General features: G+C 62.4%; 22 protein-coding genes. 19 read left to right on the top strand and 3 right to left on the bottom strand.

The genetic code is table 11. The annotated features are described in order from the left end of the window. From ACE3OA_RS14445 to ACE3OA_RS14435, 3 genes are all read left to right on the top strand, one after another. Window positions 1-3,093, top strand: a complete 3,093-nt coding sequence (locus tag ACE3OA_RS14445) for an efflux RND transporter permease subunit (protein WP_374311870.1) — start codon at window positions 1-3, stop codon at window positions 3,091-3,093. 102 nt (window positions 3,094-3,195) lie between these two features. Beyond that, on the top strand, window positions 3,196-3,555 hold the full coding sequence (locus tag ACE3OA_RS14440; RefSeq protein ID WP_374311868.1) for a hypothetical protein: 360 nt from the start codon (window positions 3,196-3,198) through the stop codon (window positions 3,553-3,555). 71 nt (window positions 3,556-3,626) lie between these two features. After that, a complete protein-coding gene (locus ACE3OA_RS14435) occupies window positions 3,627-5,096 on the top strand; it encodes a multicopper oxidase family protein (RefSeq protein WP_374311866.1) in 1,470 nt (489 codons plus the stop codon). A gap of 35 nt (window positions 5,097-5,131) precedes the next feature. Here ACE3OA_RS14435 and ACE3OA_RS14430 read toward each other — a convergent pair whose 3' ends face one another. Next, the gene (locus tag ACE3OA_RS14430; RefSeq protein ID WP_374311864.1) at window positions 5,132-5,527 is read right to left on the bottom strand and encodes a methylglyoxal synthase; all 396 of its coding nucleotides are present in this window, start codon (window positions 5,525-5,527) and stop codon (window positions 5,132-5,134) included. 178 nt (window positions 5,528-5,705) lie between these two features. Here ACE3OA_RS14430 and tauD point away from each other — a divergent pair, with 178 nt between their 5' ends. Together tauD and ACE3OA_RS14420 are read left to right on the top strand one after the other, a co-directional pair. Further along, complete coding sequence (tauD, locus tag ACE3OA_RS14425) at window positions 5,706-6,560, top strand: taurine dioxygenase (protein WP_374311862.1); 855 nt, start codon at window positions 5,706-5,708, stop codon at window positions 6,558-6,560. Window positions 6,561-6,567: 7 nt separating this feature from the next. Continuing rightward, on the top strand, window positions 6,568-7,950 hold the full coding sequence (locus ACE3OA_RS14420) for an FAD/NAD(P)-binding protein (RefSeq protein WP_374311860.1): 1,383 nt from the start codon (window positions 6,568-6,570) through the stop codon (window positions 7,948-7,950). Window positions 7,951-8,183: 233 nt separating this feature from the next. On the opposite strand, the gene ACE3OA_RS14415 is transcribed toward ACE3OA_RS14420, so the two are convergent. Further along, window positions 8,184-9,206 carry a sulfate ABC transporter substrate-binding protein gene (locus ACE3OA_RS14415; RefSeq protein ID WP_374311858.1) on the bottom strand — a complete coding sequence of 341 codons (1,023 nt, stop codon included), beginning with the start codon at window positions 9,204-9,206 and terminating at the stop codon, window positions 8,184-8,186. Window positions 9,207-9,473: 267 nt separating this feature from the next. On the opposite strand from ACE3OA_RS14415, the gene murJ reads away from it, so the two are divergent. The 10 genes from murJ (at window position 9,474) to bfr (ending at window position 20,379) form a co-directional block, all read left to right on the top strand. Continuing rightward, the gene (gene murJ / locus ACE3OA_RS14410) at window positions 9,474-11,015 is read left to right on the top strand and encodes a murein biosynthesis integral membrane protein MurJ (RefSeq protein ID WP_374311856.1); all 1,542 of its coding nucleotides are present in this window, start codon (window positions 9,474-9,476) and stop codon (window positions 11,013-11,015) included. Between the two features lie 80 nt (window positions 11,016-11,095). Then, window positions 11,096-11,902: a DeoR/GlpR family DNA-binding transcription regulator gene (locus ACE3OA_RS14405; RefSeq protein ID WP_374311854.1), complete on the top strand. Its 807-nt coding sequence runs from the start codon at window positions 11,096-11,098 to the stop codon at window positions 11,900-11,902. A 279-nt stretch (window positions 11,903-12,181) separates the two neighbouring features. Then, window positions 12,182-13,717: a glycerol-3-phosphate dehydrogenase gene (gene glpD / locus ACE3OA_RS14400; protein WP_374311852.1), complete on the top strand. Its 1,536-nt coding sequence runs from the start codon at window positions 12,182-12,184 to the stop codon at window positions 13,715-13,717. 5 nt (window positions 13,718-13,722) lie between these two features. Next, window positions 13,723-14,808 carry an ABC transporter ATP-binding protein gene (locus ACE3OA_RS14395; protein ID WP_374311850.1) on the top strand — a complete coding sequence of 362 codons (1,086 nt, stop codon included), beginning with the start codon at window positions 13,723-13,725 and terminating at the stop codon, window positions 14,806-14,808. A 5-nt stretch (window positions 14,809-14,813) separates the two neighbouring features. After that, window positions 14,814-15,890 (top strand): ABC transporter ATP-binding protein, encoded by a 1,077-nt coding sequence (locus tag ACE3OA_RS14390; protein WP_374311848.1) that lies wholly within the window; start codon window positions 14,814-14,816, stop codon window positions 15,888-15,890. A 6-nt stretch (window positions 15,891-15,896) separates the two neighbouring features. Further along, window positions 15,897-16,799: a carbohydrate ABC transporter permease gene (locus ACE3OA_RS14385; protein WP_374311846.1), complete on the top strand. Its 903-nt coding sequence runs from the start codon at window positions 15,897-15,899 to the stop codon at window positions 16,797-16,799. A gap of 4 nt (window positions 16,800-16,803) precedes the next feature. Beyond that, the gene (locus tag ACE3OA_RS14380; RefSeq protein ID WP_374311844.1) at window positions 16,804-17,595 is read left to right on the top strand and encodes a carbohydrate ABC transporter permease; all 792 of its coding nucleotides are present in this window, start codon (window positions 16,804-16,806) and stop codon (window positions 17,593-17,595) included. A 16-nt stretch (window positions 17,596-17,611) separates the two neighbouring features. Next, complete coding sequence (locus ACE3OA_RS14375; protein ID WP_374311842.1) at window positions 17,612-17,938, top strand: DUF2160 domain-containing protein; 327 nt, start codon at window positions 17,612-17,614, stop codon at window positions 17,936-17,938. An 85-nt stretch (window positions 17,939-18,023) separates the two neighbouring features. Continuing rightward, on the top strand, window positions 18,024-19,748 hold the full coding sequence (locus ACE3OA_RS14370) for an ABC transporter substrate-binding protein (protein ID WP_374311840.1): 1,725 nt from the start codon (window positions 18,024-18,026) through the stop codon (window positions 19,746-19,748). Window positions 19,749-19,890: 142 nt separating this feature from the next. Further along, window positions 19,891-20,379 (top strand): bacterioferritin, encoded by a 489-nt coding sequence (bfr, locus tag ACE3OA_RS14365; protein WP_374311838.1) that lies wholly within the window; start codon window positions 19,891-19,893, stop codon window positions 20,377-20,379. 96 nt (window positions 20,380-20,475) lie between these two features. Here bfr and ACE3OA_RS14360 read toward each other — a convergent pair whose 3' ends face one another. Then, entirely contained in the window at window positions 20,476-20,685 is a 210-nt protein-coding gene (locus ACE3OA_RS14360; protein ID WP_374311836.1) for a bacterioferritin-associated ferredoxin, read from the bottom strand. Window positions 20,686-20,922: 237 nt separating this feature from the next. Between ACE3OA_RS14360 and hemP the strand changes: the two genes are divergently transcribed. The 4 genes from hemP to ACE3OA_RS14340 all read left to right on the top strand — a co-directional run bounded on the left by hemP (window position 20,923) and on the right by ACE3OA_RS14340 (window position 23,979). After that, complete coding sequence (gene hemP, locus ACE3OA_RS14355) at window positions 20,923-21,177, top strand: hemin uptake protein HemP (protein WP_374311834.1); 255 nt, start codon at window positions 20,923-20,925, stop codon at window positions 21,175-21,177. Window positions 21,178-21,314: 137 nt separating this feature from the next. Continuing rightward, on the top strand, window positions 21,315-22,160 hold the full coding sequence (locus tag ACE3OA_RS14350) for a dienelactone hydrolase family protein (RefSeq protein WP_374311832.1): 846 nt from the start codon (window positions 21,315-21,317) through the stop codon (window positions 22,158-22,160). A 174-nt stretch (window positions 22,161-22,334) separates the two neighbouring features. Beyond that, a complete protein-coding gene (locus tag ACE3OA_RS14345; RefSeq protein ID WP_374311830.1) occupies window positions 22,335-23,069 on the top strand; it encodes a substrate-binding periplasmic protein in 735 nt (244 codons plus the stop codon). A 1-nt stretch (window position 23,070) separates the two neighbouring features. Beyond that, a complete protein-coding gene (locus ACE3OA_RS14340) occupies window positions 23,071-23,979 on the top strand; it encodes a 3-hydroxyacyl-CoA dehydrogenase NAD-binding domain-containing protein (RefSeq protein ID WP_374311828.1) in 909 nt (302 codons plus the stop codon). Window positions 23,980-24,034 lie beyond the last annotated feature (55 nt).

Raw genomic sequence — 24,034 nt, 5'->3', positions numbered from 1 at the left:
ATGTTCGATATCTTCATCAAACGGCCCGTCCTCGCGACGGTCATCAGTCTCCTCATCCTGCTTCTCGGCCTGCAGTCGATCTTTTCACTGCAGATCCGGCAGTATCCGGAACTGTTCAACACGACCATCACCGTCACGACGACCTTCCCGGGGGCCGATGCCGATCTGATGCAGGGCTTCATCACCGACCCGATCCAGAAGGCGGTGGCGACGGCGGACGGCATCGACTACCTCACCTCGCGCTCCTATGCGGGGACCAGCGTCGTCACCGTGAAAGTGCGCCTCAACGACGATCCCGACGCTGCGATGACCGCGGTGACGGCCAAAGTCAATCAAACGCGCTCCTTCCTGCCGCGCGGCATCAACGATCCGGTCATCGTCAAATCGACCGGCGACCAGTTCGCCTCGATGTATCTGGCTTTCTCCAGCGATACGATGAGCCCGGGCCAGATCACCGATTATGTCAGCCGCGTGATCCAGCCGAAGCTGTCGACCGTGCGCGGCGTGGCCGATCCGGAACTGTTCGGCGGCCAGAAATTCGCGATGCGCATCTGGCTGGACCCCGTCCGCATGGCACAGCACAGCATTTCGGCCGGCGAAGTGCAGGCCTCGATCGAGGCCAACAATTATCTCGCCGCCGCCGGCAGCGCCAAAGGCTATTTTGACGTCGTCGGCACCACGGCGCGCACCGATTTGCGGAGCGAGCAGGAATTCCGCGACATGGTGATCCTCAACCGCGGTGCCCAGCTGGTCCGCCTCAGTGATATTGCCAATGTCGAACTTGGCCCGGAAAGCTCGGATTCCTCCGTCTATGTGAATGGCGACAAGGCCGTGTTCATCGGCATCAAGACGGCGCCGGATGCCAATCCGCTGACGGTCATCGACGATGTTCGCGCTCTCATCCCCTCGCTCGAGGCCAATCTGCCGGCCGGCATGAAGATGCAGATCGCCTATGACGCCACGATCTTCATCCGCGCCTCGATCGAGGAAGTGATGAAGACGATCGGCGAAGCGGCCCTCATCGTCATGGTCGTCATCTTCCTTTTCATGGGGTCGATGCGCTCGGTGCTGATCCCGCTGGTGACGATGCCCTTGTCCCTGATCGGCGTGTGCCTCTTCTTGCTGATCCTCGGCTTTTCGATCAATCTGCTGACCTTGCTGGCCATGGTGCTCGCCATCGGCCTGGTGGTCGACGACGCCATCGTCGTCGTGGAAAACGTGCACCGGCATATCGAAGAGGGTTTGTCGCCTTTCCAGGCGGCCCTGGTGGGTACGCGCGAAATCTCCGGCCCGGTCATTTCGATGACCATCACGCTGGCGGCGGTCTATGCACCGATCGCCTTCATGACCGGTTTGACCGGCGCGCTGTTCAAGGAATTCGCTCTCACCCTGGCCGGCGCCGTGATCGTCTCCGGCATCATCGCGCTCACCTTGTCGCCGATGATGTGCTCGAAGCTCCTGAAGCATGACCCGGACAAGCGCGGTCTTGCGCATCGCATCGACGTGACCTTCGATGCTATCCGCAATTTCTACCTTCGCCTGCTCGGGGCCTCGCTGCGCGACCGGGCGGCGACGATCGTCTTTGCCATCATTGTCAGCGGCGCCTTGTTCATGCTGTTCCAGGTGATCCAGCGGGAACTTGCCCCGACAGAAGATCAGGGTGCGGGCTTCATGGCCTATGCGGGCCCGACCGACGCCAATCTCGACTACATGGACCGCTATGGCGATGCCATGAAGAAGAGCGTCCAGCAGATTCCCGAAATCGACGGCTTCTTCACCATCAACGGTACAGACGGCACCAATCAGGGATTCGGCGTTGCCGTGCTGAAGACCTGGACGGAGCGGACACGCGGCCAAGCCGCCGTGCTGCAGGATCTGACCGGCCTGCTCGGCGCCATTTCGGGCATCAATGCGGCGGTCTTTCCGGTCCCCTCGCTGCCGGGCGCCGACGGTGTGCCGATCCAGTTTGTGATCAACACCACCGCCGACTACCGCACGCTCAACGACGTCGTGCAGCGCTTCATGGATAAACTGAAGCAGAGCGGCATGATGGTGTTCTATTCGGACACCGATCTCAAATTCGAGAAGCCGCAGACGATCGTCGAGATCGACCGCGACAAGGCGGCTGCCTACGGTGTCACGATGGCAGGGATCGCGCAGACACTGGCGACGATGACCGGCGGCAATTACGTCAACCAGATGAACCTCTACAACAAGAGCTATCAGGTCATCCCACAGGTGGCCCGTGTCGACCGCCTCGACCCGGCCAAGCTCGGTGATTTCTATCTGCAGACGGCCAGCCGCAAGACCATTCCGCTGGGCAGTCTCGTGACCCTGCGGCAGGAAGTGCAGCCGATCGCCCTCAACCAGTTCAACCAGCAGAATGCCGTGACGATCCAGGCCGTCATGATGGCAACACTCGGCGACGCGCTGGCCAAGATGGATGAGATCGCCAAGGAGGTTCTGCCCGCCGGTTTCACCGTCGATTATGCCGGCCAGTCGCGTCAGTACATCCAGGAGGGTTCAGCCTTCTATGTGACGCTGGCCTTCGCCATCGCCATCATCTATCTGGTGCTGGCGGCGCAGTTCGAAAGCCTGCGCGACCCGCTGGTCATCATGATCAGCGTGCCGCTCTCGGTTTGCGGCGCACTCATCCCGCTGGCCTTGGGCTTCTCGACCATGAACATCTACAGCCAGGTCGGCCTCGTGACCCTGGTGGGTCTCATCACCAAGCACGGCATCCTCATCTGCGAAGTGGCGAAGGAGCAGCAGGAGAAGTTCGGCAAGAGCAAGCTGGACGCGGTCGAGATCGCGGCCGGCCTCCGGCTGCGGCCCGTGCTGATGACGACGGCCGCGATGGTTGCCGGCCTCATCCCGCTCATGTTCGCGAGTGGGGCCGGTGCGGCCAGCCGTCAGTCCATCGCCATCGTGATCATTGCCGGCATGAGCGTCGGCACCCTGTTCACCTTGTTCGTCCTGCCGGTCTTCTACACCTTCCTCGCCTCGAACCACGCCAAGGCGAAGCCGGGTGAGATCACGGAAGCACAACCTTCCCACGATGGTCCGGTTTATCCGGCGACCATCGAAGGCTGAGGGCGGCAATTTAACGGTCAAGCGGCCAGGGCAGGCCTTGCCCTGGCCGTTTTTTGTTCTATATCCTGACGATCCGATTGCGGCTCACCGACAGGCTGATCCTTGCGCAAGCTGTTCGTAACATTGCTGACGTTCTCGCTGCTGGGCGGCTTGTTCCTGACCGGCGCCCTGCCCATGGTATCGTCCACGGCATCGGCCATGGCTGCGACGGGGATGGATCACGCGATGACCATGAGCCAGCCAGCCGATTGCGACCATCACGCGCCGAAGCAGAAGAGCGATCATAGCGGCTCGCTGTGCTGCACCGCGGGGCACTGCCCCTTGCTGGGCCAGTTCATGCCGCCGGCCACTGACGGCGATGCAGTCCTTCTTCTTCGAACAACGCCGCGACCGGTCGCCTTCATCCGCGAGTTCGGCATCGCTGCAAGCCCTGGCCTGCGACCACCCAGGCTAACCATCTGACGCGACCTCAACAGCGCGCCGGCATTTGACGGGCCGGTGCGTTACCGCAGTCTCGCTTTTGGGAATGTTCCATGTATCAGACACTTTCGCGCCGCGGCTTCATGGCCGGCGGCACCGCTCTTGCAACTCTGGCCGCCCTGCCGCGCATCGCGATCGCATCGGCGCCAGCCAAACTCGCCATCACCCGCCGCTCGCTTGAGGTCAATGGCAAGGCCGCTTCGGTCTTCGGCATCCAGCAAGCCGATGGCACGCATGGCCTGACACTCGATCCTGGCCAGCGCTTCCTGGTCGAACTCACCAACAAGGCCGGCGAGGATGCTGTCATCCACTGGCATGGCATGACGCCGCCTTATCTGCAGGACGGTGTGGCCGATAAGGAACGGCCGCTGCTGGCGGTCGACGCGACGGCAGCCTACGATTTCGCCCCGCGCCCCGGCACCCATTGGATGCATTCGCATCACGGCCTGCAAGAACAAAGGTTGATGGCGGCTCCTCTCATCGTGCACAGCGCCGATGACCGAAAGGCGGATGTGCAAGAGGTGGTCGTTCTCCTGCACGATTTCACTTTCCGTGACCCGGCCGAGATTCTGGCCGGGCTTGGGGCGCCCGGCGGCATGTCCCATGCCGGCCACGACATGAGCGGCCACGACATGAGCGGCATGGATATGTCTGGTATGGATATGGGCGGCATGGATATGGGCGGCATGGATATGGGCGGGGGCAAGGCCATGGCCATGGACCTCAACGATGTCGATTACGACGCCTATCTCGCCAACGACAGGACGCTTGCCGACCCGCTCGTGGTGCGTACCGAGCGGATGGGTCGCGTGCGTCTGCGCCTCATCAACGGGGCCACGTCGACCGCCTTCCATATCGATCTCGGCAGCCTCACCGGCAGCGTCGTCGCGGTCGACGGCAATCCGATCCAGCCAGTCGGCGGCCGGCGCTTCCCCATGACGATGGGGCAACGGCTCGACATCCTGGTGGAACTGCCCAAGGAAGGTGGCGCCTTTCCGATCCTTGCGGAGCGCGAAGGCGGGGTTGAGCGGACTGGCATCATCCTGGCAACGCCGGACGCGCCCGTGGCCAGGATCGCGGCGCAGGGCGATAAGGCCGCCGGCCCGGTCACAGTGGATTTCGAACGCCAGCTGTCTGCGCTGCAGCCGTTGGCAGCCAAGGATGCCGCCGCGCGGCTCCGCATCACACTGAACGGATCAATGTCGCCCTATGTCTGGTCGATCAATTCGGAAACCTTCGGCCAGCATCACCCCTTGGAGGTGCGCGAGGGCCAGCGCGTCATCGTCGAGATGGTCAACCAGAGCATGATGGCGCATCCGATGCATCTGCACGGCCATCATTTCCAGGTGGTGGGCCTTGATGGCAGCAACTTCCAGGGTGCCATGCGCGATACCGTCCTGGTGCCCATCGGCGGTTCGGTGAGCATCGCCTTCGATGCCGACAATCGCGGGCGCTGGCCGTTCCACTGCCACAACCTCCTGCACATGGCCACGGGCATGATGACGGAAGTCGTGTACGCCTAAGGTAGCGACGGCCCCGGTGATCGCCGGGGCCGCGCTCACTTCCGGGCCATCCCGCTGATAAGCAGGTTCGCAGTCGCCGCGTTGCAGGCGAAGGGGATGTCGTAAAGGATGCTGAGGCGGATGAGCGCCTTGACGTCGACGTCATGGGGCAGGGCCGTCATCGGGTCGACGAAGAAGATCAGCGCCTCTACCTTCTTCTCGGCGATGAGGGCCCCGATCTGCTGGTCGCCGCCGAGTGGCCCGCTTTTGAGGCGCTTGATCTTCAGGCCGGGGCAGGCGGCAGCGACGATGCCCCCGGTCGTCCCCGTCGCGAACAGGCGGTAGCGGCTGAGCAGCTTTTCATGCCGCCTCGCCCAATCCCGCATGCCGTCCTTCATCTGGTCGTGCGCCACGATGGCGAGGCTGGGTGCGTGGCTCTTTGGGCTATCCATCTGTCAATCCTCGGAAATTCAGGATCCAGTTAAGGAAAACTCGGCCCTGTCGCAAGAAACGCTTGCTTGTCTACTAAGTCAGTAGAGATTTATCTTCAGCGCTGGAAGGGCGGCATGTGCAGGCACAAAGACTGCCTCAGCGAACGCGTATTTGAAAGCCTGGGAAAGGTGGGACCACGTGAGCAATCGCATCATCGCCGACCGCATCAAAGTCGAGCCCTTGGGGCCCGCGATCGGTGCGCGGGTCGGCGGCATCGATCTTGGCCGCCCGCTTGATGCTGCCAGCCGCGAGAAGCTGGGCGACGCCCTCATCGCGCATAAGGTCCTGTTCTTCGAAGACCAGATCATCACGCCGCAGCAGCAGCGCAACTTCGCCGCCGCCTTCGGCAAGCTGCATATCCACCCGATCTATCCGCAGGTCGAGGATGTGCCCGAGATCATCGTGATCGACACGGGCACCGAGAATCTGCCGGACAACGATAATTGGCACACCGACGTCACCTTCATCGAAACGCCGCCGCTGGGCGCCGTGCTCTATGCAAAGGAACTGCCGCCGACCGGTGGCGACACCCTCTGGGTCAACAATGAGGCGGCTTTCAATGCACTCTCGCCCGCTTTCCGCGCTTTCCTGGAACGCCTGACGGCGACGCATGATTTTGCCAAATCCTTTCCGGCGGAACGCTACGCGCGGACACCTGCGGAAGAGAAGAAATGGCTGGCGGCCAAGGCCAAAAACAAGCCGGTGAAGCATCCTGTCATCCGCACCCATCCGGTCAGCGGCGCCAAGGGGCTTTTCGTCAACGAAGGCTTCACCACGCGCATCAACGAACTGTCGGCGACCGAAAGCCGCCTGGTGCTCGACCTGCTTTTCACCCATGTGAACAGGCCGGACTTCCAGGTGCGACATCGCTGGAAGGCGAACGATGTGGCCATGTGGGACAACCGCTCGACCCAGCATTACGCGGTGGCCGATTACCTGCCGCACCGGCGCGTGATGCACCGCGCCACCATTCTCGGCGACAGGCCGTTCTGAGCTAATCATGGCGGCTGTCGGCGATCGTAGCGGACGGCGCATAGCCATCATCGGTGGCGGGTTCAGCGGTTCGCTGCTGGCCCTGCATCTGTTGCGGCGGTGTCGGCCGGAAGACCGCATTTATCTTGTCGAGCGCAATCAGAATTTCGGTCGCGGCCTTGCTTACACGACGGGAAATCCCAATCACCTGCTGAATGTCCGCGCCGGCAATATGAGTGCCTTCCCGGATCAGCCGGACCATTTCGTGCGCTGGCTGCAGAACCTGCCGGCCGACCAACGGGCCGGGATCGGGGAACCCAATACCGCGACCCTGGGTGCGTCGACATTCGTGCCGCGTCGCGTCTACGGCAACTACATCCAGGAGCTGCTCGGCGACAAGATCTGGCGCGAAGGTCAGGGGCACAACTTCTTCCTGCTGACGGATGAAGCGGTGGCATTGCATCGCGACGGCAAGGGCCTGTCGCTGGAACTCGCCGTTGGTCGCCGCTATCCCGTCGATCATGTCGTGCTGGCCGTCGGCAATTTCCCACCGACCGCCTCGACGCCAGGCTATTTCGGCGATCCCTGGAGCTCGACCTGCTTTGAGGGCCTCGCCCCCGATGCGCCGGTGCTCATGCTTGGCACCGGCCTCACCTTCATCGACACGGTGCTGTCGCTGCAGGATCGCGGCCACACCGGCAAGATCTATGCGCTCTCGCGCCGCGGCCTGCTGCCGCGGGTCCATGCCGCCGTGCCGGCACCGTGGCAATACGAGCTGCCGCCCTCCGGTCGTAATCTCGTCAAACTGCTGCGCGAGGTGCGTGGCATTGCCCGCATTGCCGAAAGTGCCGGCGTCGGCTGGCGTGCGGCCATCGATGGTCTGCGGCCGCATACCCAGCGCCTGTGGCAGGAAATGTCGCTCCCTGAACGCGCCCGCTTCCTGCGGCACCTGCGTCCCTGGTGGGACGCGCATCGTCACCGGGCAGCACCCAGGGTGATGGCACGAATCGAGCAAGCCATCGGGTCGGGCCAGGTCGAACTCCTCAAGGGCCGCATCGGCGATATGGCCCGCCTCGACGACACCAGTCTGGTTACCATTAACCTGCGCGGCGACAATGGAAGGCGCGAAGTGATCGTCGACCGTGTGATCGACTGCTCCGGTCCGCGCTCCGATGCGACCAGGCTCGACCAGAAACTCATCCAGCATCTGCTGGCCAGCGGGCAGGTCCGGCCCGATCCCTTGCGCCTCGGCCTCGACGTGGACCGCCATGGCAATGTCATCGATGCCGAAGGCAATGCGACACCCGATCTCCACGCCATCGGCCCCATCACCAAGGGTACCTTCTGGGAGATCATCGCCGTCCCCGACCTCCGCATCGCCTGCGCGGCGCTGGCGGAGCGGTTGCTGTAAGGTCCCTTTCGTCATGCCGGGCACCGTCGGCGAATGCCGACATTCGTCGGCTGGCCGGGCATCCAATCTCGTCGGCAAGCAGTGGATCCCCGGGTCCCCGCTGACGCATGTCGGCAAGCGCCGACAGGGCCTGGGGATGACGAACAGAATGGCGGACGACCTCAACAAATCCAAACAAACAAAACGGGGCCATCTCTGGCCCCGTTTTCATTTCACCCTAAAAAAGCTGCCGATCAATTCGCCGTCTGATAGATCTGGTCGAAGGTCCCGCCATCGCCGAAATGCTCGGGCTGCGCCTTTTTCCAGCCGCCGAAGGTGTCGTCGATGGTGATGAGATTGACCTTGGGGAAATCCTTCTCATGTTCCGCGGCAATCTTGGGATCCGTCGGGCGGTAGAAGTTCTTTGCGGCGATCTCCTGGCCTTCCGGCGTGTAGAGATAGTTGAGATAGGCTTCCGCGACTTTGCGGGTGCCGCGCGCATCGACCACCTTGTCGACCACCGCGACCGGCGGCTCGGCGAGGATGCTGACGCTGGGGACGACGATGTCGAACTGGTCCGGGCCCAGTTCCTTCACCGCCAGGAATGCCTCGTTCTCCCAGGCCAGCAGAACGTCGCCGATGCCGCGCTGGACGAAGGTGGTCGTGGAGCCTCGCGCGCCGCTATCCAGTACCGGTACGTGCTTATAAAGATTCTGCACGAAGGCCTTGGCCGTTTCCGGCGAACCACCCGGCTGCTTCAACGCCCAGCCCCAGGCCGCCAGATAGTTCCAACGCGCACCGCCCGAGGTCTTCGGATTGGGCGTGATCACTTCGACGCCTTCCTTGGTGAGATCGCCCCAATCCTGGATGCCCTTCGGATTGCCCTTCCGGACGAGGAAAACGATGGTCGAGGTATAGGGCGATGAATTATGCGGCAGCTTTGCCTGCCAATCGGCGCTGAGGAGCCCGCCCTTGGCGGCGATCTCATCGATGTCGTAGGCAAGGGCCAGGGTGACCACGTCGGCCTCAAGTCCATCGATCACGGCGCGGGCCTGCTTGCCCGACCCACCATGAGAGGCCTCGATGCTGAGATCCTCGCCGGTCTCCTTCTTCCAATGGGCGGCGAAGGCGTCGTTGAACGCCTTGTAAAGCTCGCGGGTCGGGTCATAGGACACGTTCAGCAGCTTGGTTTCAGCTTGCGCCAGGGATGGCAGCTGCGTTGTGGCGAGGGCCGCCAGGATCACCGCGATGGAAAGGGAACGTCGCGAAATCAACATCTTAGCCTCCAATGGCGCGGCTGACGCGCCGGTTTCTGTCCCCAGACGGGTGTCTGGTTGGAAGAAATACTAAATCTCTATCGATATAGTAGACAAACGAGCTTCACTTGAAAAGGCCACAAGTTTTTCTTAGGGCCGCCGGATTGGGCGGGCAGGGTCAAAATCCGCCCGTGACCGCTTCGCTCTATGCTAAACACCTCAGATTGCTTGGCGATTCCGTGTCGCCCCGGTTTGTGATGCCCAGCCCCGCGAGAGTATCCGTCTCAGATGTTTTCCCTGCGCTCCTTCGCCACCGTTGGCGGCATGACCTTGATGAGCCGCATCCTCGGCTTCGTGCGCGAGGTGCTGATCGCGCAGATTTTCGGCACCGGCCCCATCGCCGACGCCTTCATCGTCGCCATGCGGCTGCCCAATCTGCTCAGGCAGATTTTTGCCGAAGGGGCCTTCAGCGCGGCCTTCGTGCCCGTCTTCACGCGGCACCTCACCGAGCGCGGCATGTCGGGCGCCCGGATCTTTGCCGAACAGGTACTCTCGCTCCTCCTCATCGCGCTCCTCGTGGTGCTGGTGGGGGCGGAATTGGCGATGCCCTGGCTCATCCACATTTTTGCACCCGGCTTCGATGCCGATCCGGCGAAATTCCAGGCGGCGGTGCTCTTCACCAGCATCACCTTTCCCTACATCGTCTTCATGTCGCTCTGCGCGCTGCAGGGCGGCATGCTCAACGGGCTTCAAAAGTTCGCCGAGAATGCGGTGGCGCCCGTCATCCTCAACGCCATCCTCATCGCCACCATGTGGTTCATCAAAGGCAACGAGCTCTTCGTCGGCGAAGCGCTCGCCTGGTCCGTGACGCTTTCCGGCCTGGTGCAGTTCCTCTGGCTGACCAGCGCCTGTCACCGCGCGGGCCTCCGCCTGCGCTTGCCGCTGCCGCGTCTCACGCCCGATGCCGTGCAACTCTTCAAGCTGATGGTGCCCGGCCTGTTCGGCGCCAGCGTGGTGCAGATCAATCTCGTCGTCTCCACGATTCTTGCGACGCTTCACCCGGGCTCGGTCTCGGTCATCTATTACGCCGATCGTCTCTATCAATTGCCCTTGGCACTTATCGGATCGGCGATCGGCGTCGTTTTGTTGCCGGCACTCACGCGAGCGCTCCGCAGCGATGATCCGCAGGGTGCCATGCATATGCAGAACCGGGCGCTGGAACTGGGTCTCGTCTTCTCTCTGCCGTCGATGGTGGGCCTGATTGTCGCGGCCTTGCCGATCGTCACCACGGTCTATCAGCGCGACAAGTTCACCCCGGAGGATGCGCAAAACGTCTCGCTCGCGCTGATGATCATGTCGGCGGGCTTGCCTGCCTATGTCGCCAACAAGGCGCTGACCGCCGCCTTCCTGGCGCGCGAGGATACGACGACACCTTTCCGCCAGGCGGTGATCTCGGTCGGCGTCAATATCGCCATCAGCTTCTCATTGACCTTGCCCTTCGGCTATATCGGTGTCGCCATCGGTGCCATGGCTTCGGCCTGGGTCAACGCGATCCTGCTCGGCACCATCCTCTATCGCCGCGGCTTCCTCCGCCTCGACGCACGCTCGAAGCGGACCCTGCCGCGTCTCCTCCTCTGCTGCATCGGCCTGGGGTTCGCCACCTGGGCTGCCGTCTTCTGGCTCTGGCCGGGGCAGGCCGCAGCGACCCATACCCAGATCGTCGCCCTGGTCGCCATTATCGCCATCGCGGCGGCGGTCTTTGCCGGCCTTGTCCTGCTGTTCCGGGTCGTGGGCCTTGCCGAGTTGCGCAATCTGCGGCGCAAACGCTGATCCCTGTCGAAACTGGATTGGCAGGCGCCCCGTCGGGTGACTAAGCTGCGCCACCCGCCAGTTGATCCGGATTCTTGCCCATGTTCACGCCGACGCCGCGCCAGAATGAGATCCTTGGCCTTGCCCGCCTCAACGGCCGGGTCAATGTCGAGGAACTGGCTGCCAAATTCGACGTGACCCCGCAGACCATCCGCAAGGATCTGAATGACCTCTGTGGCCAGCGGCTGCTGACCCGCACCCATGGCGGGGCCATCCTGGCCTCCGGCGTCGAGAACGTGGCCTATGAGGCCCGCCGGCATCTGGCGGACGATGAGAAGCGGCGCATCGGCGAACATGCCGCCAGCCTCATTTCCAACGGTTCGTCGCTCTTCATCAATATCGGCACGACGACGGAAGAGGTGGCGCGCGCCCTTCGCGCCCATGAAGGCCTGCTGGTCATCACCAACAATATCCATGTGGCCGGCATCCTGCTGCCCTCGCAGCGTATCGACGTGATCGTCGCCGGCGGCATGCTGCGCCGGTCGGATGGCGGCATCGTCGGCGAGCAGGCGGTCGATTTCATGTCGCAGTTCAAGGTCGACTACGCCGTCATCGGCGTCTCGGCCATCGACGATGACGGCGCTTTGCTCGATTTCGACTATCGCGAGGTCCGTGTGGCGCAGGCGATCATCGCCAATGCGCGCAATGTCATCCTGGTGGCCGATTCGATGAAGTTCACCCGCACCGCGCCCGTGCGCATCGGCCATCTTTCCGAGATCAACATCTTCGTCACCGACCGCAATCCGCCGGAAGGCATCGCTGAGATCTGCCGCCACAGCGGCACCACCATTGCGGTGGCGCCCGGCGCCCCAGCGGACGAAATGGTGGAGGAATCCGAGCCCGTCTAGGCGGTTAGGCCATCTTTCGCATCTGCGAAACACGCAAATCAGCCCGTTCGTTTGGTGCGTTTATCCCTCGGATCTGAGTGGATTCGAACCAGAAGCGCCAGGATATTTTCCCTTGTCTTTCGTTTAGTTTCGTTTCACGATCCGCAGCGAAAGTAACGAAACTGATCACCTGCAACGACGCCGCCTCTGGCAGCAAGGTAGCTGTCTTTGGCGAGCCAAGGCCCGATTTTCACAAAGATCGGGGTCGGCGGTGATCGGATGCGGAGGAAGTGCCAGATCATGCCCAACGGGGCCGAAATCTTCGACATTGCCGTCATCGGCGGTGGCATCAACGGATGCGGAATCGCGCGCGATGCCGTCGGCCGCGGCCTCAAGGTCCTGCTTGCCGAGCAGAACGACCTCGCCAGCGGGACGTCCTCTGCATCGACGAAGCTGATCCATGGCGGATTGCGCTATCTCGAACATTACGAATTCCGCTTGGTGCGCGAGGCGCTGATCGAGCGCGAAGTGCTGTTACGCGCGGCACCCCATATCATCTGGCCGCTCCGGTTCATCCTCCCGCACCACAAGGGCTTGCGCCCCCGCTGGTTCATCCGCTTAGGGCTGTTCCTTTACGACAATCTCGGCGGCCGCAAGATCCTGCCCGGCACCCGCAGCATCGACCTCCGGCATGACGCGGCCGGGGCACCGTTGAAGCCGGGCTTCACGCATGCTTTCGAATATTCGGATTGCTGGGTCGAGGATGCGCGCCTGGTGGCCTTGAACGCGCGCGATGCCGCCGAACGCGGTGCCGCCATCCATGTGCGCACCCGCTGCAGTTCGGCGCGTCGCGTCGGTGATCTGTGGAACATCCGCCTCGAAAGCGAGAATGGCGCCGTGACCGAGATCAAGGCGCGCGCACTCGTCAATGCGGCCGGGCCCTGGGTCTCGAGCTTCCTCGGTGGCGCCGTCGGCATGAATGCGCCGGACAAGATCCGCACCGTGAAGGGCAGCCATATCGTCGTTGAAAAACTGTTCGACCACGACCGCGCCTATATCTTCCAGAATGCCGATGGCCGCATCTGCTTCGCCATCCCCTATGAGCAGGACTTCACGCTGATCGGCACCACCGATGCCGATTACCAGGGCGAACCCGGCAAGGTCGCGATCTCGGAAGCCGAGACCGATTACCTGCTTTCCGCCGCCAACGAATATTTCCAGGCGGCGGTGACGCGCGCCAATATCCGCTGGACCTATGCCGGTATCCGGCCGCTTTACGATGACGGCGCCAGCAAGGCGCAGGATGCGACGCGCGATTATGTGCTGAAGCTCGACCAGAAGGCCGGCGAAGCGCCGCTGCTGTCGGTCTTCGGCGGCAAGATCACCACCTATCGGCGCCTGGCTGAAGCGGCGCTCGAGAAGCTGCAGCCGTTCTTTCCGGCCATGAAGGCGCCGTGGACAGCCGCGGGCACTCTGCCGGGCGGCGATTTCCCCGTTAATGCATTCGCGGCCCAGGTGGGTTCCTTGCAGCAGAAATTCCCGTTCCTCGAGTTGAAGCAAGCGCGCCGCCTCATCCGCGCCTATGGCACGCGCGCCCTGCGCATCCTGGACAACGCCAGGAGTGCCGGCGATCTCGGCCGCAAATTCGGTCCCAGCTTGACCGAGGCGGAGGTTAATTATCTCATGGACCAGGAATGGGCCAGAAGCGCTGAAGACATCGTCTGGCGCCGTTCCAAATTGGGCCTGCATATGGCAGCGACGGATATCGACGCGCTGCAGGCCTATATCGCCGGTCGCATGGCAGCGGCTGCGCCAACCGCATTAACGGGTAGGTGATTTTCGTGGCAGTCGAGCTTGAAAATGTGGGGCTGACGGTGCGGGGGGCGGTGCATATCCACCCCACCTCGCTGCGCCTGGAACGTGGCACCATCAACGTGTTGCTGGGGGCGACGCTCTCCGGCAAGACGACGTTGATGCGCTTGTTGGCGGGCCTCGATCAGCCGAGTTCGGGCCGCGTCACTTATGACGGCCGCGACATGACGCGGGTGCCGGTCCGCAAGCGCAACGTCGCCATGGTCTACCAGCAGTTCATCAACTACCCGGCGCTCAGCGTTTATGAGAACATCGCCTCGCCGCTGCGGGTCCAGGGTATGTCCCGGGCGGAGATCGAGACCAAGGTGGCGCGAGCCGCATCCCTGCTGCGCCTCGAACCCTATCTCAAGCGCACGCCGCTGGAACTTTCCGGCGGTCAGCAGCAGCGCACCGCCATCGCCCGCGCGCTGGTGAAGGGTGCCGACCTTGTTCTTCTCGACGAACCGCTCGCCAATCTTGATTACAAGCTGCGTGAGGAACTCCGCGCCGAGTTGCCGCGCATCTTCAGCGAATCCGGCGCCGTCTTCGTCTATGCGACGACGGAACCCTCGGAGGCGCTGCTGCTCGGTGGTAACACCGCCACGCTGCATGAAGGCCGCGTCACGCAATATGGCCGCACGGTCGATGTCTATCGTCATCCGCATGACCGCATCACCGCTGAGGTTTTCTCCGATCCGCCGATGAACTTCGTCGACCTCGTTCTCGACGGTGCCCACGCGCATTTGCCGAACGGGCAAAACATCCCGCAGATCGGCACGCTGCAGGGCCTGGGTTCCGGCAGCTATGTCGTCGGCTTCCGGCCCAACCATGTGGCCGTTACGCAGCGCCCTGGCCTGGTGCCGGTTGCCGCCAAGACAGCCGTCAGCGAAATCACCGGCTCCGAGAGCTTCATCCATGTCGATGTCAGCGGCTTCCGCTGGATCGCACTCGAGGCCGGCGTCTACGAACTCAATCCGGGCACCGATCTCACCATCTATCTCGACCCCGCGCGCTTCTTCGTGTTCGACGGCCAGGGCCGTCTGGTGCGCACCCCGCAATCGGAAGGGGGCAGGTAAGCTCCATGGCCAAGATCGAACTCAAGAACCTCGCCCACTCCTACAAGCCCAATCCGAGCCAGCCGGCGGATTACGCACTGAAACCCATGAACATGACCTGGGAGCAGGGCGGCGCCTATGCGCTGCTCGGCCCCTCGGGCTGCGGCAAGACCACGCTTCTCAACATCGTCTCCGGCCTGGTGAAGCCGAGCCAGGGGCAGATCTTCTTCGACGGCAAGGATGTGACGGCGCTGCCGACCGAGAAGCTCAATATCGCCCAGGTCTTCCAGTTCCCGGTCATCTACGACACCATGACCGTCTATCAGAATCTCGCTTTCCCACTGAAGAACCGGCATGTGCCGGCCGCCGCCATCGACGCGCGCGTGCACGAAGTGGCGAAGATGCTGGATCTCGAACGCGATCTTTCGCGCAAGGCGCGTGGCCTCACCGCCGACATGAAGCAGAAGATCTCGCTGGGCCGTGGCCTTGTGCGCGCGGATGTTGGCGCTATCCTCTTCGACGAGCCCCTGACCGTCATCGATCCGCATATGAAATGGATGTTGCGCGCGCAGTTGAAGCGCGTCCATGAACAATCCAACGTCACCATGGTCTATGTGACGCACGACCAGACCGAGGCGCTGACCATCGCCGACAAGGTCATCGTCATGTATGACGGCGAAGTGGTGCAGATTGGCACGCCGCAGGAATTGTTCGAGCGTCCGGCGCATACCTTCGTCGGCTATTTTATCGGTTCGCCCGGCATGAACGTGATCGCGGCCGACATCACCGGCGATGTTGCGCGCATCGGTTCGCACCAGCTGTCGCTCGGCCGCGCCGTCACGGCACCGGCAGGCGCCAGGAAGATCGAACTCGGCATCCGTCCCGAATTCCTCACGCTGGGTGGCGATGCCGACGGTATCCCGGTGACGGTCAAGCGGGTCGAGGATACTGGCCGTTTCCAGATCGCCCGCGTCGAGCTCGACGGCATGCCAATGGCCGTCATCATGCCGGAGGATGCGCGCATCGACGGTGATGTCGCGCGACTCAGCGTTGATCGGAAGCATCTCCATGTCTATGCCGACGGGCATCTGGTGGAAGGATAAGGGACCATGGACAAGCCAATCGACAATCGCGCCTGGTTCCTGGCTCTGCCGGTGGTGCTCATCGTCGCCTTCAACGCGATCGTGCCGCTGATGACGGTCGTCAACTATTCGGTCCAGGATACGTTCGGCAATAACGAGTTCTTCTGGAACGGCCTCGGCTGGTTCCAGGAGTTGCTCGACCCCTCGACCGACCTCGGCGGCCGCTTCTTCGACTCGCTGGGCCGCAACGCGCTCTTCTCGGCGATCATCCTTGCCATCGAAGTGCCGCTCGGTGTCCTGGTCGGCCTCTGCATGCCCAAGAAGGGCGCCGGCGTCGCCTTCACGCTGGTCGTCATGGCGTTGCCGCTGCTGGTTCCCTGGAACGTGGTCGGCACCATCTGGCAGATCTTCGCGCGCGAGGATATCGGCCTGCTGGGCTGGATCGTGAACCATCTTGGCATCGAGTATAACTACACCCTGGGGCCGCTCGCCGCCTGGATCACCATCGTCACGATGGATGTCTGGCACTGGACCTCGCTCATAGCACTCCTCTCCTATGCCGGTCTTCGCTCGATCCCCGACGCCTATTACCAGGCGGCCAAGATCGACGGCGCCTCGCGTTTCGCGGTCTTCATGACGATCGAACTGCCGAAACTCCGCCGCGTGCTGCTCATCGGCGTGCTGCTTCGTTTCATGGACAGCTTCATGATCTATACCGAGCCCTTCGTCGTCACCGGCGGCGGCCCCGGCAATTCCACCACCATTCTCTCCATCGATCTGGTGAAGCTCGCTCTGGGTCAATTCGACCTCGGCTCTGCTGCCGCCATGTCGATCGTCTACAACCTCATCATCCTCGCTGCGTGCTGGCTGTTCTACACGGTCATGACCAATGTCGACGCGCAGCGCGACCCGGTCGAGAAGGGGGCCTGACACCATGAAAAGCCGCCATCTCATCCTCGGGGCTTACCTCGTCTTTCTCATGCTGCCGATCTATTGGCTCATCAATATGAGCTTCAAGACGACGACCGAGATCACCACGTCGATGACCCTGTTCCCGACGGCGCCGACTTTGCAGAACTACCATGAGATCTTCACCAATCCGGCCTGGTTCGACGGCTTCGTCTTCTCGCTCACCTATGTCGCCATCAACACCGTGATCTCGATCTTGGTGGCGCTCCCGGCGGCCTATGCCTTCTCGCGCTACCGCTTCATGGGCGACAAGCATCTCTTCTTCTGGCTGCTCACCAACCGCATGGCCCCGCCGGCGGTGTTTGCGCTGCCCTTCTTCAATCTCTATTCGGCGGTTGGCCTCTTCGACACGCCCTGGGCCGTCGCCTTGGCACATTGCATCTTCAACGTGCCGCTGGCGGTCTGGATTCTGGAAGGCTTCATGTCCGGCGTCCCGCGCGAGATCGACGAGACGGCCTATCTCGACGGCTATTCCTTCCCGCGTTTCTTCGTGAAGATCTTCGTGCCGCTCATCGCTTCTGGCATCGGCGTCGCCGCCTTCTTCTGCTTCATGTTCTCCTGGGTCGAGCTGCTGCTGGCGCGCACGCTCACCAACAACCAGGCGATCTCCTCGATCATGACTCGCACGGTCTCGGCCTCGGGCGTCGATTGGGGGCTTTTGTCGGCGGCCGGCGTGTTGACGCTCATCCCGGGTGCCCTGGTCATCTGGTTCGTCCGCAACTACATCGCCAAGGGCTTTGCCCTGGGCCGCGTCTAAGGGGAGGGCCTACACAATGGAAACAGCTTGGATGGCCTGGACCTGGCAGACGGGTCTCTTCTTCATCCTTCTCGCCAGCGTGCTAACCGTCATGACGCTGCTGGCGATCTTCAAGCCGGAAACCGAGCGGGTGGGGTGCTTGCGTATTCCAACGACACGCGGCGACCGCCTGTTCATCTCTCTGCTTTGCGCGGCCTTCATCCACATCGTCTGGATCTACCTCATGGGCAACAACCCGATCACGACGCTGCCGATCGGCGAGGAAGGGTTCGAGGTGACGAGTGTGTGGATCGCGACACTGATTTCCTTGGGGCTCGCCGGCGTGATCTTCCGCTGGGTCTGAGCCGTCAAGGGACAAGAAGACCGGCCTGGGTTGGCGTGCATCTCGGGTGGGTCGTTAAGTCAATCGCACGCATGGAGGAACTGGCATGAAAATCCGTTCAGGGGTGTCGGCAGCGGTCCTGCTGCTGGTCCTCGGTCCGGTCCACGCGATGGCTGATGAAGCCGCCGCCAAGAAGTGGATCGATTCCGAGTTCCAGCCTTCGACCCTGTCCAAAGAAGACCAGATGAAGGAGATGGAGTGGTTCATCAAGGCCGCCGAACCCTTCAAGGGCATGGAGATCAACGTCGTCTCCGAAACCATCACGACTCATGCCTACGAGTCTGAAGTGCTGGCCAAGGCCTTCACGGAAATCACCGGGATCAAGCTGAAGCACGATCTCATCCAGGAAGGTGACGTCGTTGAAAAGATCCAGACGCAGATGCAGTCTGGCAAGAATATCTACGACGCCTGGGTCAACGATTCCGACCTCATCGGCACGCATTTCCGCTACAAGCAGGCGATTCCGCTGACCGACTGGATGGCGGGCGAGGGCAAGGACGTTACCGACCCCTATCTCGACCTGAAGGATTTCATCGGCCTGTCGTTCACGACCGCGCCGGACGGCAAGGTCTACCAGCTGCCCGACCAGCAATTCGCGAACCTCTATTGGTTCCGCTATGACTGGTTCACCAACCCGGACATCAAGGCGAAGTTCAAGGCCAAGTATGGCTACGAGCTCGGCGTGCCGGTCAACTGGTCGGCCTATGAAGACATCGCCGATTTCTTCACCAACGACATCAAGGAAATCGACGGCGTCAAAGTCTATGGCCACATGGACTACGGCAAGAAGGATCCGTCGCTCGGCTGGCGTTTCACCGATGCCTGGCTCTCGATGGCGGGCTCCGGCGACAAGGGCATTCCGAACGGCCTGCCGGTTGACGAATGGGGCATCCGCGTCGAAGGCTGCAACCCGGCGGGTTCGTCGGTCGAACGGGGTGGTGACACCAATGGTCCGGCCGCCGTCTACTCGATCGAGAAGTATGTCGACTGGCTGAAGAAGTACGCGCCGGCCAATGCGGCGGGCATGACCTTCTCTGAATCCGGCCCGGTGCCGGCCCAGGGTGCCATCGCCCAGCAGATGTTCTGGTACACCGCCTTCACCGCCGACATGGTGAAGGACGGCCTGCCGGTCGTGAACGCGGACGGTACGCCGAAATGGCGTATGGCTCCGTCGCCGCACGGTGCCTATTGGCAGGAAGGCATGAAGCTCGGTTATCAGGACGCCGGTTCCTGGACCCTGCTGAAGTCGACCCCGGTCGATCGCCGCAAGGCCGCCTGGCTCTATGCCCAGTTCGTCACCTCGAAGACCGTCAGCTTGAAGAAGAGCCATGTCGGTCTGACCTTCATCCGCGAGAGCGATATCTGGGACAAGAGCTTCACCGAACGGGCTCCCAAGCTCGGCGGTCTGGTCGAGTTCTATCGCTCGCCGGCCCGCGTGCAGTGGACCCCGACCGGCACCAATATTCCTGACTATCCGAAGCTGGCTCAGCTCTGGTGGCAGAACATTGGTGACGCCTCGTCGGGCGCCAAGACTGCGCAGGAAGCCATGGACAGCCTCGCCGCCGCCCAGGACAAGGTCCTTGAGCGTCTCGAGAAGTCCGGCGTCCAGAAGGAATGCGGCCCGAAGATGAACCCGAAGAAGTCGGCCCAGGAATGGTTCGACGCCCCGGGTGCCCCGTTCCCGAAACTCGCCAACGAGAAGCCGCAAGGCGAGACCATCGACTACGACACGCTGATCAAGAGCTGGCCGGCCACGCCGCCCAAGCAATAAGTCAGGCATGTCCTAGGAACAGCTTGCTGCTCCCAACTGAAGGCCGGGCCCAAAGCCCGGCCTTTTTTCTTTTGGAATGGGCGGGCCGAATGTAAGCTGACGGACCAATATTACTGAACCCAGCTATGCAAAGGGGCCGGCCATGAAGGGCGACAAGAAGGTCATTCAGATCCTCAATAAGGTCCTGAAGAACGAACTGACGGCCATCAACCAGTACTTCCTCCACGCCCGCATGCTCAAGAACTGGGGCATGAAGAAACTCGCCGACGTGACCTATCACGAATCGATCGACGAGATGAAACATGCCGACAAGCTGATCGAGCGCATCCTCTTTCTCGAGGGCCTGCCCAATCTGCAGGATCTTGGCAAGCTGATGATCGGCGAGAATGTGAAAGAGATTCTGGCCTGCGATCTGAAGCTGGAGATGATCGCCCATCCCGACCTCAAGGCCGGCATCGTGCTGTGCGAGCAAGTGGGCGATTTCGTTTCACGCGAACTGCTGACCGACATCCTGGAATCCGAGGAAGAGCATATCGACTTCCTCGAGACCAATCTCGAAATCCTCGAGAAGATGGGCCTGCAGAATTACATCCAGTCGCAATATGAAGCGGGCGAGGGCGGCGGCTCCTGAGAGCTGCCGAGGCACGCCGATCCGCCTCGTCATGCCCGGGCCCGGCGCTGGTCCTTCTGGCCGGGCATCCAGCTTTGTGGAAATTGAGCGGCGGCTTTATTCCGCGGCGAGCGGCAGGGGCGTGGTGTCGTTCGACGCCTTCTGATGCGTCCCGTCGATGATCTCCTGCGCCATCGGCAGGCAGGAGCCGCAGCAGGGCGCGCTGCCCAGTGCTGCATAGACAGCGTGCGGGCTGGTCAAGCCGCCGGCACGGGCGGTCTGTTCAATCTCGCTGTCGCGATACCCATTGCAGATGCAGACATACATCGGTCATCGACCCGGCAATTGAGCCCCTAAAGGAGCGTGCCGGGTATATTTGGTATTCTGCGAATGATTGTCAATATCACAGTTCGGTGAGAGTGTCGCATCCCCTGCAAATGCGAATAATTATCACTTGCTGCGCATCGGTGGATTTGTTATCAGCTTAGTTGTTGCGAATTATTCGCAACTGGCGCGGCCCTGACAGGCCGCAAAATGCCCCAAACCGGTCGCAGGAGTGGAAACATGGACAGAGACGCACTCGATTTTCACCGTTCCGCCGCCCATTCAAATGCAGCGGTCGATCAGATGCCCATTTCCGACCATCGGCCCCCGCAGCGCCGCCTCGAACTCCGCCCGCGCGAGGTAACAGCCCGCGCCGTGCAGACCGTCGCCCTCAATTCGATCCTCAAGGGTGCGCGCGAGGCGATCATTGATTTCGACGGCGCCGCCTATCGTCTGCGCATCACCCGCAACCATCGACTCATCCTGACGAAATAGGCTCCTCCCGGGATCTTCCAGGCCCTTTGCCCCGTATCAATTAAGGGGGCAGGCGGCCTGGATATCGCGCCACCATCGCCTATATCTTCCCGACCGCCATACCTCAAGAAGGCCAAAGCAACCAGGGAGAGAGACCGATGAACCAGCGCGTAATCGACCTTTTCGACCGCTATACCCATGGCGAAATGGATCGCCGCAAGTTCCTGGAAAAGCTCACCTTGCTGGCCGGTTCCTCGGCCGCTGCCCTGGCCCTGCTGCCGGTCCTCGAAAACAACTACGCCAAGGCGGACCTCCTGCCCGAGGGCGATCCCCGCATCAAGACCGAGACGGTCGCGGTCCAGGGCATCAACGTCTACCTGGCCAAGCCCAGCAGCGGCGAGAAATGGCCGGCAGTCCTGGTCATCCACGAAAATCGCGGCCTCAACCCCCACATCAAGGACGTGACGCGCCGCCTGGCAGCGGAGGGCTTCCTCGCCGCCGGTGCCGACTTCCTCTCGACGGCCGGCGGGACACCGGCGGATGAGGACAAGGCGCGCGAGATGATCGGCGCCCTCGACAAGGCGGCGACGGAAGCAGCCGCCCGCAACGTCGTCGCGGCACTCCGCGCCCGCCCTGACAGCAATGGCAAGGTCGGTGCGGTCGGCTTCTGCTGGGGCGGCGGATTGGTCAATCGCCTGGCGGTAACCGACCCCACGCTCGACGCCGCTATCGCCTATTACGGCATGCAGCCCGATGCCAAGGATGTGGCCGGCATCAAGGCGCCGCTGCTGCTGCACTATGCCGGTCTCGACGAACGCATCAATGCCGGCATCGCCGCCTATGAAGCGGCGCTGAAGGCGGCGGGCAAGACTTACGAACTCAATGTCTATGACGGCGTCAACCACGCCTTCAACAACGACACCAATGCCGCACGCTACGATAAGGCGGCGGCGGACCTTGCCTGGTCGCGGTCAGTGGCGTTCCTGCATAAGACTCTTGGTTGATAATACTGCCGGGTCGGCGGCTGCCGGCTGCAAACCCGTGTAACACCGGGTTATCTGTTCCTTAATCCCTGGCGCTTTAGATGGATTGGTGGCGGCGTCGCTCATGCGGCGCCCTGCCAAGCCAGGGTAGGGAACATGTTCCGAGCGTCACTTTCATGGATCTTGGCAGGCTTTGTGACGACTTTCGTCCTCGCCAGCGGCCACGCCGGCCGGGCCGAAGAGCGCCGCGTCGTGCTTGCCTGCAATGATTTTCCACCGCTCAAGATCGAACGTCCCGGTGCCGATGGCCTGCAGGGAACGGATGTCGATGCCATCGCCGAAATCGGGCGTCGTGCCGGCCTGCGTCTTGAAGCGCATTTCATGCCCTGGAAGCGCGGCTATGCCGAAGCGTCCGAGGGCATAGTCGACGGCTTGTGCAGTTGTTCCTATCGCGAGGATCGCGCCGCTCTCTTTCATTTCTCCGAGGCGATCGGCAAGACGTCGGTGGGCATCTTCCACGCGCCAGGCGAGAATCCGGACCCGATCGCGAGCCTGGCTGAGATCAGCGAGGCGCGTATCGGCAAGGTCGGCGTGGTGAAAGGATACAATCTCGAAGCCGAACTAGACGATGCCAAGGTCCCCCATGTTGCCGTAAGCGGCGACAAGCAGGCCTATGACATGCTCATCAACCACCGCCTCGATCATCTCTATTCCTTCCGCGCGCCGATCGATTTCATCGCCTTGCATCAAAGCGGCAAAGTGGTGCCTTATAGCGAAATGCGCGCCTCGCCCTATTTCATCTGCCTCAGCAAGAAAGTGCCGGATACCGCCGCCATGATGCCCCGCATCAACGCGGCCATCGCCGCCATGCAGGCCGACGGCACTTTCGACGCGATCCAGCGGCGCTACGGCCAGGCCCCGATCAACTGACATGGCGCCGCGCGTAGAAGCAGCCGTCATCGGCTGCGGCCTGATCGGCGCCAGCTGGGCAGCGCTCCTCGCCGCCCACGGCCACGCGGTCAAGGCCTATGATCCCGACCCTGCGCGCCGGGCACAGCTTGCCGAAACAGTGGCACGTCTGCGCCGCCAGTTGCTGGAATTACGGGCCGACGCTGGTGGCAGTGTCACCGTCGCTGGCGATCTCGCCGCGGCCCTGGACGGTGCCACCTTCGTCCTCGAATCCGCGCCGGAACGCCTCGATCTCAAGGTCGACCTGCTGGCGGAGATGGACCGGCATTGTCCGGCCGATGTCGTCATCGCCACCAGCACCTCCTCGCTGCTGCTGAGCGACATGACGGCCAGATGCGCGCATAGGGACCGCTTCATCGTGGCGCATCCGTTCAATCCGCCGCATCTCATGCCCCTGGTCGAATTGTTCGGCACGTCGCCATCGGTGCTTGATCGCGCCGAGGCTTTCTTCCGGGCGCTCCATAAGCAGACGATCCGCCTGAAGCGCGAAGTGCCGGGCCACATCGCCAACCGCCTCGGTGCGGCCTTGTGGCAGGAAGCGGTGCATCTGGTGGCGAGCGGTGTGGCGGACGTGGCCGACATCGACGCCGCCCTTATCCATGGCCCCGCCATGCGCTGGGCGGTGCAGGGGACGCATCTCACCTATCATCTGGGCGGTGGGGCCGGCGGCATCCGCCACTATCTCGACCATCTCGGTCCCAGCCAGGAGCGGCGTTGGCAAAGTCTCGGCAAAGTCCAGCTCACCGCTGATGTGAAGAAAATGCTCATCGACGGTATCGAGCAAGAAGCGGCCGGCCGGTCGGTCGCCAATCTGGAAGCCGAACGCGACCGGTTTCTCATCGATCTGCTCAAACTGCGCGATCATCTCTAGACGAACCAGCAGCGTCCCGCCGATAATGCCAGCCTCATCCAAGGACGGCGGCGCC

It is taken from the genome of Dongia sp. (assembly GCF_041906375.1).
Classification (GTDB): domain Bacteria; phylum Pseudomonadota; class Alphaproteobacteria; order Dongiales; family Dongiaceae; genus Dongia.
This window is presented reverse-complemented; position numbering and strand designations above follow the sequence as displayed.

Bases quoted from the DNA above. Each gene is read 5' to 3' on its own strand.
- ACE3OA_RS14445 (WP_374311870.1), top strand. From the start codon at position 1: ATGTTCGATATCTTCATCAAACGGCCCGTCCTCGCGACGGTCATCAGT.
- ACE3OA_RS14435 (WP_374311866.1), top strand. From the start codon at position 3,627: ATGTATCAGACACTTTCGCGCCGCGGCTTCATGGCCGGCGGCACCGCT.
- ACE3OA_RS14430 (WP_374311864.1), bottom strand. From the start codon at position 5,527: ATGGATAGCCCAAAGAGCCACGCACCCAGCCTCGCCATCGTGGCGCAC.
- ACE3OA_RS14420 (WP_374311860.1), top strand. From the start codon at position 6,568: ATGGCGGCTGTCGGCGATCGTAGCGGACGGCGCATAGCCATCATCGGT.
- ACE3OA_RS14415 (WP_374311858.1), bottom strand. From the start codon at position 9,206: ATGTTGATTTCGCGACGTTCCCTTTCCATCGCGGTGATCCTGGCGGCC.
- murJ (WP_374311856.1), top strand. From the start codon at position 9,474: ATGTTTTCCCTGCGCTCCTTCGCCACCGTTGGCGGCATGACCTTGATG.
- ACE3OA_RS14405 (WP_374311854.1), top strand. From the start codon at position 11,096: ATGTTCACGCCGACGCCGCGCCAGAATGAGATCCTTGGCCTTGCCCGC.
- glpD (WP_374311852.1), top strand. From the start codon at position 12,182: ATGCCCAACGGGGCCGAAATCTTCGACATTGCCGTCATCGGCGGTGGC.
- ACE3OA_RS14390 (WP_374311848.1), top strand. From the start codon at position 14,814: ATGGCCAAGATCGAACTCAAGAACCTCGCCCACTCCTACAAGCCCAAT.
- ACE3OA_RS14385 (WP_374311846.1), top strand. From the start codon at position 15,897: ATGGACAAGCCAATCGACAATCGCGCCTGGTTCCTGGCTCTGCCGGTG.
- ACE3OA_RS14380 (WP_374311844.1), top strand. From the start codon at position 16,804: ATGAAAAGCCGCCATCTCATCCTCGGGGCTTACCTCGTCTTTCTCATG.
- ACE3OA_RS14375 (WP_374311842.1), top strand. From the start codon at position 17,612: ATGGAAACAGCTTGGATGGCCTGGACCTGGCAGACGGGTCTCTTCTTC.
- ACE3OA_RS14370 (WP_374311840.1), top strand. From the start codon at position 18,024: ATGAAAATCCGTTCAGGGGTGTCGGCAGCGGTCCTGCTGCTGGTCCTC.
- bfr (WP_374311838.1), top strand. From the start codon at position 19,891: ATGAAGGGCGACAAGAAGGTCATTCAGATCCTCAATAAGGTCCTGAAG.
- ACE3OA_RS14360 (WP_374311836.1), bottom strand. From the start codon at position 20,685: ATGTATGTCTGCATCTGCAATGGGTATCGCGACAGCGAGATTGAACAG.
- hemP (WP_374311834.1), top strand. From the start codon at position 20,923: ATGGACAGAGACGCACTCGATTTTCACCGTTCCGCCGCCCATTCAAAT.
- ACE3OA_RS14350 (WP_374311832.1), top strand. From the start codon at position 21,315: ATGAACCAGCGCGTAATCGACCTTTTCGACCGCTATACCCATGGCGAA.
- ACE3OA_RS14340 (WP_374311828.1), top strand. From the start codon at position 23,071: ATGGCGCCGCGCGTAGAAGCAGCCGTCATCGGCTGCGGCCTGATCGGC.